This window comes from Labrys sp. F242 (assembly GCF_057813875.1).
The window spans coordinates 681,391-695,408 of sequence record NZ_JBVASG010000003.1 but is presented as its reverse complement, the minus strand read 5'-3'; the positions used below and the strand labels follow the sequence as shown (position 1 = coordinate 695,408).

Annotated in this window: 13 protein-coding genes; 9 read left to right on the top strand and 4 right to left on the bottom strand. The window is 63.2% G+C overall.

The genetic code is table 11. From position 1 onward, the window contains the following. Positions 1-6: 6 nt before the first annotated feature. Entirely contained in the window at positions 7-777 is a 771-nt protein-coding gene (locus ACZYTC_RS22875; protein WP_434958232.1) for a mechanosensitive ion channel family protein, read from the bottom strand. Between the two features lie 529 nt (positions 778-1,306). On the opposite strand from ACZYTC_RS22875, the gene ACZYTC_RS22870 reads away from it, so the two are divergent. Continuing rightward, positions 1,307-1,642: a hypothetical protein gene (locus ACZYTC_RS22870; protein WP_434958233.1), complete on the top strand. Its 336-nt coding sequence runs from the start codon at positions 1,307-1,309 to the stop codon at positions 1,640-1,642. A 48-nt stretch (positions 1,643-1,690) separates the two neighbouring features. On the opposite strand, the gene ACZYTC_RS22865 is transcribed toward ACZYTC_RS22870, so the two are convergent. Beyond that, positions 1,691-2,578, bottom strand: a complete 888-nt coding sequence (locus ACZYTC_RS22865) for a LysR family transcriptional regulator (protein ID WP_488990598.1) — start codon at positions 2,576-2,578, stop codon at positions 1,691-1,693. 92 nt (positions 2,579-2,670) lie between these two features. Between ACZYTC_RS22865 and tmpA the strand changes: the two genes are divergently transcribed. Next, positions 2,671-3,828 carry a 2-trimethylaminoethylphosphonate dioxygenase gene (gene tmpA, locus ACZYTC_RS22860; RefSeq protein ID WP_441773239.1) on the top strand — a complete coding sequence of 386 codons (1,158 nt, stop codon included), beginning with the start codon at positions 2,671-2,673 and terminating at the stop codon, positions 3,826-3,828. Further along, positions 3,825-4,409: a (R)-1-hydroxy-2-trimethylaminoethylphosphonate oxygenase gene (gene tmpB / locus ACZYTC_RS22855; protein ID WP_434958236.1), complete on the top strand. Its 585-nt coding sequence runs from the start codon at positions 3,825-3,827 to the stop codon at positions 4,407-4,409. Before tmpA ends, tmpB begins: the two co-directional genes overlap by 4 nt. 447 nt (positions 4,410-4,856) lie before the next feature. Here the strand turns inward: tmpB and ACZYTC_RS22850 are convergent, their stop codons facing one another. Beyond that, positions 4,857-8,258, bottom strand: a complete 3,402-nt coding sequence (locus ACZYTC_RS22850) for an autotransporter outer membrane beta-barrel domain-containing protein (protein WP_441773240.1) — start codon at positions 8,256-8,258, stop codon at positions 4,857-4,859. Between the two features lie 769 nt (positions 8,259-9,027). On the opposite strand from ACZYTC_RS22850, the gene ACZYTC_RS22845 reads away from it, so the two are divergent. Further along, entirely contained in the window at positions 9,028-10,059 is a 1,032-nt protein-coding gene (locus tag ACZYTC_RS22845) for an AraC family transcriptional regulator (protein WP_488990597.1), read from the top strand. A 132-nt stretch (positions 10,060-10,191) separates the two neighbouring features. Here ACZYTC_RS22845 and ACZYTC_RS22840 read toward each other — a convergent pair whose 3' ends face one another. After that, complete coding sequence (locus tag ACZYTC_RS22840) at positions 10,192-10,554, bottom strand: VOC family protein (protein WP_488990596.1); 363 nt, start codon at positions 10,552-10,554, stop codon at positions 10,192-10,194. Between the two features lie 196 nt (positions 10,555-10,750). On the opposite strand from ACZYTC_RS22840, the gene ACZYTC_RS22835 reads away from it, so the two are divergent. From ACZYTC_RS22835 to ACZYTC_RS22815, 5 genes are all read left to right on the top strand, one after another. Continuing rightward, positions 10,751-11,962, top strand: coding sequence for a Tm-1-like ATP-binding domain-containing protein (locus tag ACZYTC_RS22835; RefSeq protein ID WP_488990595.1), 1,212 nt, complete (start codon positions 10,751-10,753; stop codon positions 11,960-11,962). Position 11,963: 1 nt separating this feature from the next. Further along, the gene (locus ACZYTC_RS22830) at positions 11,964-12,800 is read left to right on the top strand and encodes a phosphoenolpyruvate hydrolase family protein (protein ID WP_488990594.1); all 837 of its coding nucleotides are present in this window, start codon (positions 11,964-11,966) and stop codon (positions 12,798-12,800) included. Positions 12,801-12,810: 10 nt separating this feature from the next. Then, positions 12,811-13,248, top strand: a complete 438-nt coding sequence (locus ACZYTC_RS22825; protein ID WP_488990593.1) for an SRPBCC family protein — start codon at positions 12,811-12,813, stop codon at positions 13,246-13,248. A 107-nt stretch (positions 13,249-13,355) separates the two neighbouring features. Continuing rightward, the gene (locus ACZYTC_RS22820) at positions 13,356-13,616 is read left to right on the top strand and encodes a ribbon-helix-helix domain-containing protein (protein WP_488990592.1); all 261 of its coding nucleotides are present in this window, start codon (positions 13,356-13,358) and stop codon (positions 13,614-13,616) included. 14 nt (positions 13,617-13,630) lie between these two features. Next, on the top strand, positions 13,631-13,987 hold the full coding sequence (locus tag ACZYTC_RS22815; protein ID WP_488990591.1) for a type II toxin-antitoxin system RelE/ParE family toxin: 357 nt from the start codon (positions 13,631-13,633) through the stop codon (positions 13,985-13,987). Positions 13,988-14,018 lie beyond the last annotated feature (31 nt).

Below are 14,018 nucleotides of genomic sequence, written 5' to 3'. Positions count from 1 at the left end.
CTGCGATCAGGCCGCGGCGGCGGAAGTCAGCGCCGCCGCGGCCCGCTGCACGATCTCGGCCTTGAGTCCATCGGCGTCCGCCGCCTTGGCCCAGGCCTGCACCGCCACGTCGACGCCCTTGTCTGTGAAGCCGGACAGCACGATCGAGGCCGCGGGCAGCGGCAGCACGCGGCTGTCGCGGCTGAGGAAATCGCGGATCGCGCCCGAAACCGCCTCGGCATTGCCGCCATAGGGCACGGGCACCTTCACATTGACGCTGCGGGTGGGATAGGCCGAGACATTGGTGATCGGCGAGCCCCAGACCTGCCCGTTCGGAATGAGAACCTGCACATTGTCGCCGCTGGCGAGCTCGGTCATGAACAGATTGAGGTTCTTGACCGTGCCGGCCTTGCCGGCCACCTCGATGCTGTCGCCGAGCTGGAAGGGACGGAACAACAGCAGCATCACGCCGGCCGCCATGTTGGAGAGCGTGCCCTGCAGGGCCAGGCCGATGGCCAGCGAAGCAGCGCCCAGCACGGCCACCAGGCTGGTGGCCTGGATGCCGATAACCTGCAGGATCAGGATGAAGACCAGCAGCAGCACGCCATAGCGCACCAGGCTCGACAGGAAGGCCGTGACGATCGGATCCATGCGCGAGGTCGCCGTCAGGGTCCTGGCGGTCAGGCGCTCCAGCATGCCGGCGGCCCACCAGCCGATCAGCGTGATCACCAGCGCCCCCAGGCAGTTGATGCCATAGAGGATGAACAGGTTTCCTAATCCATTGAGATCGATCGGCAAGGATAGCCTCCTGGGGTGGGCAGCGGGGGCACCCCGATAGCACAACGGTGCGACAGGCCTAAAGCGTTTTGCGATTTACCGGCATCGGCCGTACTTACCAAGACCCGCCGAAACAAGGCTCGGAGCAGGTATTCGGGCTCTCTTTGCGCCAGGCCGATGGTCATGGAATCATTGCAGTCACCGTCTCGACCGACATGCGGGCGAGGTCTGGAAACAAGGCCGTGATTCGGGTAGCAGGCCTCGCCGGGTCGTTTGGATACAACCACAGGTCGCAGACATCCTGACAACCTAATACCGTTGACTATCATGGCAATGCAAATCTCGGCGCCTGGATAACTAACAAGTATTAAGTCGCGGCTTTCATTCGCTAATCCGTCTGGTCAACTTCCAGAGGTAGGAAATTACGGAGTATGCTGCCGGACAGATAAGTTCGAATCATCTCTCAAGCTTACGGGGGAATACTATGCGTTTCCTGTTCCTTCCCCGAGTCACGAGAACACATTATCCGTTCCTCGAAGAATTATTGTCCTTGCATATACCTTATGCGGAGTGGCTGCGCCTGGTGGCTGACTGGCGGGAGGCAGGCAAGGCGCAAAGCTTTACCGTCCGCTACATGACGGTTAATCCCTATGAATTGCGCCGCTGGCTGCCGGCTGGCCCGGCACCCGCCACCCTCGCTCAATTGCTGCAATTCACCGACTGGGTCGGCAATGGCCGGCTGGGCGACCCCTTCGCCTCCGCAACGGTGCCCGGCAATCTGGACACGCGGCATCCCGGCGGCACGCCTCGATCGGGCGGCCCGTCCGGCCCTTCGTGGGAAGCTCGTGAGGAAAACCGGATCCCGCTGCGGGTCGCCACTCCCTGACGCACTGCGCTGCTGCGTGCAGGCCGTCAGGCCTTGAGCCAAGCTGGCTCAGGCCCGGGGCTTTGCTTCGCCCAGAATCCAGTCCAGCACGGCCTGCTCATGCGGTGCAAGCGCCCGGCCGGCCGGGCTGGTAATGAAATGGCCGCGCTCGCCGGCGAGTTCGAGGTCCGACAGCGGCAGGAGCCGGCCTTCCGCAAGCGCCGTATCCGCCAGTGGCCGCGAGGCCAGCACCACGCCGGCACCGGCCTTGGCCGCCTCAAGCGCCACCACGAAACTGTCGAAGACCAGCGCCGGCCGGCCGGGCGCCACGATGCCGGCTCGCGCGAACCAGTCCGGCCACATTTCGCGGCCACCGGCGACCGAGAGCAGAGGCAGCTGTGGCCACTGCCCCGGGTCGGCCAGCCCGGCCAGCACAGCAGGTGCCGCCGCCGGCACCAGGCGTTCCCAAATCAGGCGATGGCTGTCGCGCCCTTCGAACGCGCCGATGCCGAAGCGGATGTCGAAGACTTCGCGGTCATCCGCATAGTCGGCGGGGACATGCACGGTCGATAGGGCCAGGCGGATCTGCGGAAAAGCAGCGGCAAAGGCCGGAATGCGCGGCGCCAGCCAAAGCAGGGCAAAGGAGATCGGGCAGCGCAGGCCGACACTCTGCCCGGCTCGCCGCCCGAACAATTCGGTGGTGCTGCGGGCCAGCGAGCGAAAGACACCCTGGATATGGGGCAGGTAGGCACCGGCCTCCGCCGTCAGTTCCACGCCCCGCCGCTGGCGGATGAACAGTGCGGCGCCGAGTTCGGCCTCCAGATTGCGGATATGCTGGCTGACGGCGGCCTGGGTCAGGCCGAGTTCCTCGCCGGCCGCCGTGAAATTGAGATGGCGGGCGCAAGCCTCGAAGGTGCGCAGCCAGACGAGCGGCGGAAGACGAGACGATTCTGCCATAATTGAAACGATGTCAACTGCACAGTTTTCATTGTTTGTACGATGACAGAGGCTTTCGCACAATAGCCGCCATCGAGACGGGAGACCATGCGATGAAGGCGGAAACACTTGAGATCCTGGACGCGGGCCGTGCCCTGCGCGTCAATTGGGGCAATGGCGAAAGCCACCGCTTCCACGCGATCTGGCTGCGCGACAATGCCCTCGATCCGCGCACCCGCAGCAGTACCAATGGCCAGCGCCTGATCACGGTACTCGACATTCCGGCTGATACCGTGATCGCTTCCGCCGTGCTTGCCGCACAGGGCGATGTCAGCATCACCTTCGCGCCTGAGCAGCACGAGGCCGTCTTTCCGGGCAGTTGGCTTCACGAACGCCGCTACGACAAGCCGGCGCCCGGCGCACCGGGCTGGCTCGGCCCGCGAATCGAGCCCTGGGACGCCGCCCTGCAAGGCCAGGTTCCGACCGCCTCCTATGACCGCCTGCGCCAGGACCGGGCTGCGCTCGGCACTTGGCTCGGCGCGGTCGAGCGCCATGGCTTTGCCGTGGTCACGGGCATGCCCATCGATTCGGGCAGGCTGTGCGAGGTCGCCGAACTGTTCGGCTATGTGCGCGAGACCAATTACGGCCGCTTGTTCGAGGTGCGCGCCGAGGTCAACCCCACCAATCTCGCCTATACCAATCTCGGTCTGCAGGCCCATACCGACAATCCCTATCGCGATCCCGTGCCGACGCTGCAATTGCTGGCCTGCCTGGAGAACTCAGTCGAGGGTGGCGATTCCATCGTGGTCGACGGCTTTGCCGCTGCCAGGCGCCTGCAGGCCGAAGATCCGAAAGCCTTCGATCTCCTCAGCCGCCATGCCGTGCGCTTCGAATATGTCGGTTCGTCCGGGGTGTGCCTGCGCTCCAAGCGCCCCTTCATCGAACTGGGGCCGGATGGCGAGATGATCGCCATCCGGTTCAACAACCGCTCGGCAGCCGCCTTCACCGACGTGCCCTATGCGGAGATGGCCGCCTTCTATGCTGCCTATCGACGTTTTGCCGAAATCCTGGAGGATCCCGCCATGGAAGTGAGCTTCAAGCTCAAGCCTGGCGAGCTCTTCATCGTCGACAACACCCGGGTCATGCATGCGCGCAAAGCCTTTTCGGGCAGCGGCAAGCGCTGGCTCCAGGGCTGCTATGCCGACAAGGACGGCCTGCTTTCCACCCTTGCGGCCATTCGGACCGAAACCCGCCTGGAGGCCGCCGAATGACGACGCCAGTTCTCGACACTACCACCATCGTGCCCTTCCTCGCCGGCATCTTCGAACGGCGCGGTGCCGAGGAATATCTCGGCGAGCCCGTGACCATGGCCGAGCATATGCTGCAAGGCGCCTGGTTCGCCGAACAGGATGGCGCCAGTGACGAGTTGGTCGCCGCCGCTTTGCTGCACGATGTCGGCCATTTCACCAGCGAGTTCGGCGCCTACTCCCCCGACGACACCGAGGACAAGCATCACGACGATGCTGGCGCCGAGGTGCTGGCACCATTCTTCCCGCCGGTGATCACCGAATGCGTGCGGCTGCATGTGGCGGCCAAGCGCTATCTGTGCGCAACCGATCCGAGCTACGACGCCAAGCTCTCTCCCGCCTCGCGCCATACGCTGTCGCTGCAGGGCGGCCCGATGAACGAGGCGGAGATTGCGCAATTCCGTTCCAGCCCCTTCTACAAGGAGGCCGTGCGGGTCCGGCTCTGGGACGAGGCGGGCAAGGTCGCCGGTCTGAAGACCCGCAGCTTCGGCGACTATGCCCCGCTATTGCAGCGCGTGGTCGACCGCTTCCTGGCCGCATCCTGAGCTGCTCGGTTCTTCCAGATACGCTCGAATTGAGCGACGATGGAGAGGCGAGGCCGTGCATTTTGGGGCATGTCAGGTTCGATCGGGAGAAACTGCATAACGAGCTATCTCAAGCTCCTTCCGATCAGAGAAATCAGAAAGAACGACAAGATACAGTAGAGCAAAAAATAAGATGACAAGGTCATTCCTTACCCTCACTGGTTGTTATTCCTGATTGCCACGGCAATGCTGCCACGACAAAGCTTTGAGCCTATCAACCCGCATTCATTACCAAGACTTGAGATCAATCAAGGCCTCCTGCGAGCTGACCGAAGCACCCGGAATTACAAAGACATGTCGAAACGAAGAGTGAGGGCAATGGAGCGCTCAACTGTGAACGCTCATTGCTTCGAAGCACGCTTGTCTTTTACTCCGGGCGACACGGCATAAAGCCGCTCCGGGCGGCGCTTACCAGCGGTAACGCAAACCCGCGGTACCCTTGAGGGTGTAGTTGTCGCCCCCCTTGCCGGACAGGGCCATGGCATAGGAGGCCTCGCCATAGGCGCTCCAGTTCTTGCTCCAGGCATAGGTTGCGCCGGCGCCGACCTCGCCCCACAGGCGGCGATTGCTCTGCACCAGCGAGGCTCCGGACACCTTCACGCTCCTGCCCTTCAGGAACTCGTAGGTGAGGTTGGCGATGCCGTAGAACTGCAGGCGCGCCGTCTGGCCATTGGCATCCTGCCAGCTCGACAAATGTTCCAGCCGGATGCCGGCGCGGCCCTGGAGGCTGTCGCCCCGGCCGAGCGCGATGCGGTTGCCCAGATTGTCGGTGAAGCTGGAGAAATCGACATGGGTCCAGGCGAGCTGCGCCTGCGGCACCACTGCCCAGCCCGAGCCGAGCTCGTAGCGCTTGCCAACTTCCAGGCTCGCCGCACTCGACCAGCCCTGGTTGCGGCCGTTCTTGTTCGACAGGCTCGAATCGTACCAGGTGAACTGGCCGATGGCGTCGGCATAGAGACCGTCATGACCGAGCCAGGTCAGGTTGGCGCCGATGCCATAGCCGTGCGTGGTGATCCGGCCCTTGGCCCGGGCTGCGCCCGTCACCGGGTCGTTGCTTACATCGATGCGGGCCGTCGAGGTGCCGATGATCGCATAGGCGCCGATGGTGAGGTCGCCCGCCGCGGTCTCCTTGGCCACGCCTTCATAGCCGGCCTGCAGGAAGCCGATGCTCTGATTGTAGGCCGAGCCCGTCCTGGGCGCGAAGGAGGAATACTGCCCTCCCATCCGCCCCCAGGCACCCTGGCCGATCAGCGCCGGCCCGCCCTTGGCATAGGCCATGGCTCCAGCGGGCGGCAGATTGGCCGCAACCGCGGCCGTACCATCGGGCCAGATGCGGTTGCCGGTGCGCTGCTGCAGGGTGCCGAGCGTCGCCTGCGCGAAGTTCGACAGCACGTCCGCATAGGGCAGGGCCGTCTGGCTGTTGGGCGATAGCTTACCGGTCGAGCGCAGATACCAGTTCTGATTGCCCGCATCGGCGCCCACGCCGCCGAGATAGAGGTTGTAATCATAGGCGCCCGCCGCCACGGCAGCGCCGAGGCTGAAGGCGCCGGCCTGCGAGGTGCCGCCGACCTGGATGACCTCGATGCCGTTGGCCGTGGTCGCCGCGCCGGGGCCGGCGGGGCTGGTGGTGTTGTGGATATTGAGCGTCGTCGTCCCAGAGACATTGCCGTTGACGATCAATTTGTCGGTCGGGGAATTGTCCGAGGCCAGATAGGTGTTGAGCTCGAGCGTACCGCCATTGCCAACATAATCTCCGGCCACCGTCAGGGTTGTGCCTGCCAGACCGCCTTTCAGATTGGTAGCGACAATGCCGGCATTGGTCAGTGACTTCACGGTCTGGTTGAAGCCATTGGCATCCAGCGTGGCGGCCGTGACATTGACGTCGGAATTCGGGCTGAAGGCATTGGCGGCCCCCGCCTGCAGCATGCCGGCCGAAACGGTGGTCAGGCCGTAATAGCTGCTCTGCCCCGTCAGGACGGTGGTGCCGCTGTTCATCTGGTTGACGGCGAGCTTGTAGTCCGGCGAGGCGCTGGTCATCGCCGGCGTGAAGGTGATGTCGTCGGTGTGGTTGAAGTTGATCGTCGCGCCAGTCTGGGAATAGCTGGTGACCTTGCCGGCCGTCAGGTTCCCGGCGAGGCCGCCCGTGCCGATATTGATGGTGCCGGTGCCATTGGGCGAGAAGCCGCCGCCGACGCCGACCGTGCCCGTGACGGAGGCAAGACCGCCATCGGTGAGGTTGACGACGCCGGTGGCGCCGCTATTGCCGACCGACATGTCGCCGGTCACGGCCAGGGACGAGCCCGTGCCGGTGACGGTGACGGTACCGTCGGAGCCGTCAAAGCGGGCGATCGTGGTGTTGCCGCTGGTGACCTTGGCGCCGTCCTCGATCGTCAGGCCGGCCTTGCCATTGTCGCCGACGACGAGGGTGCCGGTATTCTCCCAGCTGGAGCCCGCGCCGGAGACCTTGACCGTGCCGTTGGAGGCGACGCCCGTGTTGCTGACCAACTGGCCAAGCGTCGCGGAGGCACTCTTCAGCTTGCCGCCATCCTCGACCGTGAGGCTTGCGGTGCCGAGGCGTCCGACGATCAACTCGCCGGTCGTCGTCCAGCTCGAGCCCGTGCCGCTCACCGTGGCGGTGGTGTCGGAGCCTTCGTAATAGCTCAGATGGGTGATGCCGCTCTCGATCGCGCCGCCCGCCGTCACATCGACGGTGGTTGTGCCGTACAAGATCGAGAGCTGGTTCGACGCCACGAGCTTGGAGCCCTCGCCCGTGACGTTGATCGCGCTCGGCCCGTAGCCATTGTAGCAATTGACACAGAAGAAGCCGGTTTCGGCCTGGCCACCATCCTCGAGGTTGAGTGTACTCGATTCCATCGTCAGGCCACTGGTGGCGGTCCATTTGGAGCCGGTGCCAGTGATGGTCACGAGCGAGGGCGTGCCGGCGTAGCCGATGGAGCCGGACGTGGTGTTGACCTGGCCGGCGTCTTCGATGAGGAGCGATGCCTGGCCGCCCGGCGGGCCATTGGGATTGTAGTATTCTCCGCCGACCGTCACGCTGTAGGAATCCCAGGCCGAACCCGCGCCGGTCACGACCATCGTCGAACCGGTGGCGCCGGGGCTGTTGGCGATCGTGACGAAGGAGGAACTCGAGGCCTTGGCGCCATTCTCGATGCGCAGCGAGCCCTGGCCGGCATCGCCGACGAACAGATAGGTACCGGCATCGAAGCTCGAGCCGCTTCCCGTCACCACCACCGAGCCGTTCGAACCGGCCTGCTGGCCTATGGTCGTCTGGGCAGGGGTATTCGGCGGATTAGCATTGGTGACGCTGCCGCCGTTTTCGATCCTCAGCGAGCCCGTGCCGGAGGCGCCAATCACCAGCGTGCCGTTCGATGTCAGGCTGGACCCGGTTCCCGACACGGTCGCGTTTCCGTTCGAGCCTGCAAAATTGCCAATGATAACGGTGCTGCCGGTGGCCTTGCCACCATCACTGACGTTGAGAGTGCCCTTGCCGGAGCCGCCGACGACGAGCGAGCCTGTCGACGTCATGGTGGAGCCCGTTCCGGTGACGGTCGCGATTCCCGTCGAGTTTGCGAGCTGACCTATAGTGGTCGAGCTGGCCTTGGTCTGGCCGCCGCCGCTGAGGTTGAGATTGCCGGTTCCGGAGCGGCCCACCGCCAGGACGCCGTTGACGTTGACGCTGCCGCCGGCAAGGACATTGACCGTTCCTGTATTGGGCATGCCAATGAAGAGGTTGCCCACATTCCACGGGCTCGGTTGCGTGCCGGGAACATCCACGGTCTGGTTGTTCACCACCGCGTTCTGAGCGTGCGCACCGTTCCAGGGAACCAGCGCGAGAAGGCAACTCGCCGCACCTGCGGCGAGCTTGATCGGTTGCTGTCTTCGCCCAGCAGGAGATGCGCTCGGAGAACCGAGAAGTTTCTTACGTCGAGTTGCCATTTTTTGAAGATTTGACCAGTTGGTGTAATCGCGCACATATCGAGGCTGGCGACATACGCGTATGTGCGATTCAGCACACGTCAGGGTTGCGTCACATCGATCTCAGGGGATGTTTAGCCTGCGCCGTCCGAAGTGCCTTGCCGTCCGCGTCCTGCTGCGTCGTTCAACATGCCGGATTGCAAGGGGGCAGCCTGAGAGGGCGCACTCGTGAACAAGCCGCATCCCTCGAAATGCCGATATCGAGTGAAGCCAGGTTCGACCGAATGGTCAAAGCACGCCAATACTTTTGACCCTCTGGCGGCACCGAGGGCGGCCTGATATCTACCATGAATCACCTTCTCGGCCCCTAGACCCATTGCTGCGACCACGCGCGTTACTTTACGCTGCTGTCGCGGGGCGAAGGCTGATGAGTACGGCCAGCTCCCTTGCGTCATAACGTAACGATATGCACTTATTCGCATAGGTTATGACAGGCCATATTCCAAGTTAGTTTCGGCCATAACACTAAAAAATAAATACTGAATGAAAATTCAAAATACAACACGCTGATATGGACATTAAAGTACATCACTCAGGATTCATATAGAGAAATTGATACAAAAATAGACAACCTGAGGACAAAATGCCAAATCTTTCTAAAGAAAATCTAATATACAGGACAAATCTTCTATTTGTTCTTCTTAATGTCCTCGAGAACGAAGGAATATCAAAAGAGCCTCTCTTGAGAGGAACGGGAATCAAACTGCACAACCCCTCCGGCCCTCAAGCCTATGTCTCGACGCCGCAGCTTCTCGATGTCATCCGAAGGGCCATGGCGATTTCGCCGCGCCGGCATCTCGGTTTGCGTTTCGGCCAGGCGGTAACGATGACCAATTATGGCCTCTACGGCCTGACGATGCTAAGCGCGCCTCGTTTGCGGGATCTCTTCGATTTCATGACACGGCATGATGCGGCTTCCGATGTGATCGTGAGATTCGCCTTCTCCGAAGGCCCCGCCATGGCTGCGATTTCCTTCCACCCTTCCTGCGACAGACATTTGGAGAGCGACCTCCATGTCTTTCTGGTCGAATACGCCCTGGGGGCTTGTCTCTCCTGCGGACGCGAGCTCTTGGGATCAGAATGGCCGATATCTGCCATCGAAATGACCGCGGCCAAGCCGGCGGCCTCCACCGTGTATGGCGACACGTTCGGCTGCCCGATCGAATATGGACGGCCGGTCGATCGCATCCGGTTCCATCCATCCCTGCTCGATTTCGTGCCGAAACAGGGTTTCGCGCCGACTTTCGCCCTCATGCAAGGGCTCTATGAGGGCCAGCTCGATCCAAGCCTCCCGTCTCCGGCCATTGAGGCCCGGCTCCAGGCGATAATGATGGAAAGAGGGGCGGGTTCAGTCTCGATCGAACAGGCCTCCGGCTGGCTGGGCATGAGCTCGCGCACGCTTCGACGCCGGCTCACCATGGAAGGCACCAACTTTCGGCTCGTCATGAACAAGGTGCGCATGGAGCAGGCCGCCAAACTCCTCCTGGAATCGGATTTGCCGATCGGCAAGATCGCCGAGCGCCTGGGGTATAGCGATACGTCCAATTTCAGGCATGCCTTCCGCATGGGAATGAAAATCTCGCCATCCGTCTATCGGGCAACAGCCCGCCGATGACGCGTCGAGACGGCGCAGGCCCGGCTCGACCTCACTCGGCGATGGCATCTGCTACTAAATGGCAGAGTTCGCCGACCGCGCAAAAGAAGGCCGGCTGCGCACTTCCTGGGAGGATGTTTCCGAAGCCCCCCATCAGCCCCCTCGCCCCCCATGCGCGAGGATGTTAACGAGGCGCCCGAGCGGATCACGGAGAAAAAAACGCCTGACGCCCCAGGGTTCGTTGGCTGGGCCGTAGACGGTCGCGTAGCCGGCAGCCACGGCGCGGGCATGGACCTCGTCGACGTTATCAACTTCAATGGAGAGGTCCGGCACCGGCGTGCCGGAGCCGCCCTCGCTGGCAAGGCTGAGTTGGGGCGCCTGATGGCCCCGGCCGGCGAAAGTGAGTATCCAGCCGTGGTCCATCACCACCTCCAGCCCGATCAGATCCTGGTAGAAGGCACGGGCCGCCTGCGGGTCGGCGGCGGCGAGATTGGCGACGATGCGCAGCACGGCCATGATTCCTGTCCTTTCCGGCAGTCGATCGAAACGAAGCTGCAGGTTGCGGTAGCACCCCTCACCCCCCTGCCGGGACCTTCTCCCACAAGGGGAGAAGGGAGGAAACACCGACCTTCCCACCCCATCCGCTCTTAACTCGCCCACTGCGTCCGTGCTAGCGTCCCGCCACAATGATAAGACAATTGGGAGCGTAGGGATGGGCGGGTCGAGCGTCTATGTGGCTGGTACCTTCGACACCAAGGGAACCGAGCTCAATTTCGTGGCCGATTGCATCCGTTCCCATGGGCTCGACGTCACCCGGGTCGACCTTTCCACCAGCGGAACGGCCAGCGAAGTCGAGGTGCAGGCTGCGGCGGTGGCGGCCAGCCATCCCGGCGGGGCCGAGGCGGTGTTCACCGGCGATCGCGGTTCGGCCGTCAGCGCCATGGCGCTCGCCTTCGCTCGCTTCATCGCCGGGCGGGACGACGTCGCCGGCCTGATCGGCCTCGGCGGCTCGGGCGGCACCGCCCTGGTGGCCCCCGCCATGCGCGAATTGCCGGTCGGCACGCCCAAGCTGATGGTTTCCACCGTCGCCTCAGGGAATGTCGCCGCCTATGTCGGCCCGAGCGACATCACCATGATGCATTCGGTGACCGACGTGGCCGGGCTCAACCGCATCTCGCGGGTGGTGATGACCAATGCCGCCAATGCCATTGCCGGCATGGCGCGGGGCCGGGCCGAGGCGGTCGCGGAGGCCGACGACAAGCCGGCCATCGGCCTCACCATGTTCGGGGTGACGACGCCCTGCGTGAACCAACTCGTGGCCGCTCTTTCCGCCGACTATGACTGCCTCGTCTTCCACGCCACCGGCACGGGCGGCCAGTCGATGGAGAAGCTGGTCGATTCCGGCCTGATCGCCGGCGTGCTCGACGTCACCACCACCGAGGTCTGCGACCTCCTGTTCGGCGGCGTGCTGGCGGCGACCGAGGACCGCTTCGGCGCCATCGCCCGCACGAAAGTGCCCTATGTCGGCTCCTGCGGCGCGCTCGACATGGTCAATTTCGGCGCGCTCGACAGCGTGCCGGAGCGCTATCGCGGCCGCAATCTCTATGTCCACAACCCGCAGGTCACGCTGATGCGCACCACGGCGGCGGAGAATGCCGAAATGGGCCGCTGGATCGGCGAAAAGCTCAACCAATGCGAGGGCGAGGTACGCTTCCTCATCCCCGAGGGTGGGGTTTCCCTGCTCGATGCGCCCGACATGGCCTTCCATGATCCCGAGGCCGATGCGGCCCTGTTCGCGGCGCTGGAAGCGACGGTGATCCAGACGCCGCGGCGCCAGCTCATCCGCGTACCGGCCGGGGTGAACGATCCCGCCTTCGCGCAGGCGCTCACGGCGAATTTCAAGAGCATTATTGGAGAGCATTGATATGGCGCACAGTGAGCGCGAGAGGATCCTGGCAAGGTTCCGCGGCATGATCGCCGAGGGACGGCCGATCATCGGCGGCGGCGCCGGCACCGGCCTCTCGGCCAAATGCGAGGAAGCCGGCGGTATCGACCTAATCGTGATCTACAATTCCGGCCGCTATCGCATGGCCGGCCGCGGCTCGCTGGCAGGGCTGCTCGCCTATGGCAACGCCAACGAGATCGTGGTCGACATGGCGCGCGAAGTGCTGCCGGTGGTCAAGCACACGCCGGTGCTTGCCGGCGTCAACGGCACCGATCCCTTCTGCCAGTTCGGCCCCTTCCTCGACCAGCTCAAGGCGATGGGCTTTGCCGGCATCCAGAACTTCCCGACCGTCGGGCTGATCGACGGCAAGTTCAGAGCCAATCTGGAGGAGACCGGCATGGGCTATGCCCTGGAGGTCGACCTCATCCGCCTGGCGCGCGAGAAGGACCTCCTCACCACGCCCTATGTCTTCAATGCGGACGATGCCCGCGCCATGGCCAAGGCGGGGGCCGACATCATCGTCGCCCATATGGGCCTGACCACGGGCGGCTCGATCGGCGCCGACACCGCGCTCACCCAGGAAGGCTGTGTCGGCGAGATCAACGCCATCGCCGCCGCAGCGCGCGAGGCCTCACCCGATATCATCGTGCTCTGCCATGGCGGGCCGATCGCCGAGCCGGAGGACGCCCGTTTCATCCTGGCAAACTGCCCAGGTTGTCACGGCTTCTACGGCGCCTCCAGCATGGAACGCCTGCCGGTGGAAAAGGCGCTGGTCGCCCAGACCCAGGCCTTCAAGAACCTCAACATCAAAAAATAGGGAGCCCCCCATGGCCAAGGCCTATGCGAGCGCCGTGATCGATGCGCCGATCGAAACCGTCTGGACGATCGTGCGCGACTTCAACGCCCTGCCGGACTGGCACCCGGCCATCGCCAGGAGCGAGATCGAGGATGGTCGCAGTGCCGATGCCGTCGGCTCCATCCGCTCCTTCCATCTCGCGGACGGCGCCCATGTGCGCGAGCGCCTGCTGGCGCTCGACGATGCCGGACACACGCTCAGCTACAATTTCGTCAAGCCGGCCTTTCCGGTCGAAAATTATGTGGCTGTTATCCGCCTCATCCCCATCACCGACGGCAATCGCACCTTCGCTGAATGGAGCGCCAGCTTCGACGAGGCGCCCGCCGACGCCGGCAAATATATCGAGATCGTTTCCAAGCACGTCTTCGCCGCTGGCTGGACGGCATTGCAGGCGAAGTTGAGGGGGTAACGGCGGCTTCCCCGATCGGGACAGTTTGATTGAGCTGGTTCCGTGTCGCAAATATTGACAATATTGGCGACACATTCCATGTTTCAGCACAATCAAGGAATTGGCTCATGGCCGCTGACAACAGCATTCACGTCCGCGTCGGCGGGCGGTTGCAGACGCATCTCCAGCAGCAGATTGGCGAGAACGGCCTTTACGAGAACGCCAGCGAATATATCCGCGCCCTCATCCGCCGTGATCTACACAGCCGCGACGAAGCCTGGGACTGGCTCAAGAAGCAGTTGGAACCAGGATTGCGAGCCGCCGAAGACGAATTCGTGGCGGTGTCGGCCGAGGATGTCATTCGGCGCAACCAGCGCCGTACGCGTTAATCCCGTCATCGACAATGGCAGGCTTCCTATTCTACCCGACGGCAGATGCCGCACAGGACCGTATCTGGGATGATACGATCGAGAAGTGGGGCGAAGACCAGGCGATTAGTTACATCCGCGGCCTGCACGAACACTTGCAGAATCTTTCCGAAAGACCTGCTCTCTGGCGTAGCCTGCCAGGTAATCTTGCCGTTCCGACCGATCTTGAGCTCGAAGTCTATTTCAGCCACTACCAACGCCATTATGTGTTCTTTCGCAAACTGTCCGGCGGCCGAATCGGCGTGCTCAGTCTGCTGCATGACCGCATGGATGTACCGGTTCGCCTGAACGAAGATCTTCAGGCGTTCGCATCCCGCTCGGACGATTCCTGACGCTCGTTTCTCCTGGAGCAAGACGCGTTCA

Excerpts from the sequence above, each read along its gene's own strand:
- ACZYTC_RS22865 (WP_488990598.1), bottom strand. The coding sequence starts at position 2,578 with ATGGCAGAATCGTCTCGTCTTCCGCCGCTCGTCTGGCTGCGCACCTTC.
- tmpA (WP_441773239.1), top strand. The coding sequence starts at position 2,671 with ATGAAGGCGGAAACACTTGAGATCCTGGACGCGGGCCGTGCCCTGCGC.
- tmpB (WP_434958236.1), top strand. The coding sequence starts at position 3,825 with ATGACGACGCCAGTTCTCGACACTACCACCATCGTGCCCTTCCTCGCC.
- ACZYTC_RS22845 (WP_488990597.1), top strand. The coding sequence starts at position 9,028 with ATGCCAAATCTTTCTAAAGAAAATCTAATATACAGGACAAATCTTCTA.
- ACZYTC_RS22840 (WP_488990596.1), bottom strand. The coding sequence starts at position 10,554 with ATGGCCGTGCTGCGCATCGTCGCCAATCTCGCCGCCGCCGACCCGCAG.
- ACZYTC_RS22835 (WP_488990595.1), top strand. The coding sequence starts at position 10,751 with ATGGGCGGGTCGAGCGTCTATGTGGCTGGTACCTTCGACACCAAGGGA.
- ACZYTC_RS22830 (WP_488990594.1), top strand. The coding sequence starts at position 11,964 with ATGGCGCACAGTGAGCGCGAGAGGATCCTGGCAAGGTTCCGCGGCATG.
- ACZYTC_RS22825 (WP_488990593.1), top strand. The coding sequence starts at position 12,811 with ATGGCCAAGGCCTATGCGAGCGCCGTGATCGATGCGCCGATCGAAACC.
- ACZYTC_RS22820 (WP_488990592.1), top strand. The coding sequence starts at position 13,356 with ATGGCCGCTGACAACAGCATTCACGTCCGCGTCGGCGGGCGGTTGCAG.
- ACZYTC_RS22815 (WP_488990591.1), top strand. The coding sequence starts at position 13,631 with ATGGCAGGCTTCCTATTCTACCCGACGGCAGATGCCGCACAGGACCGT.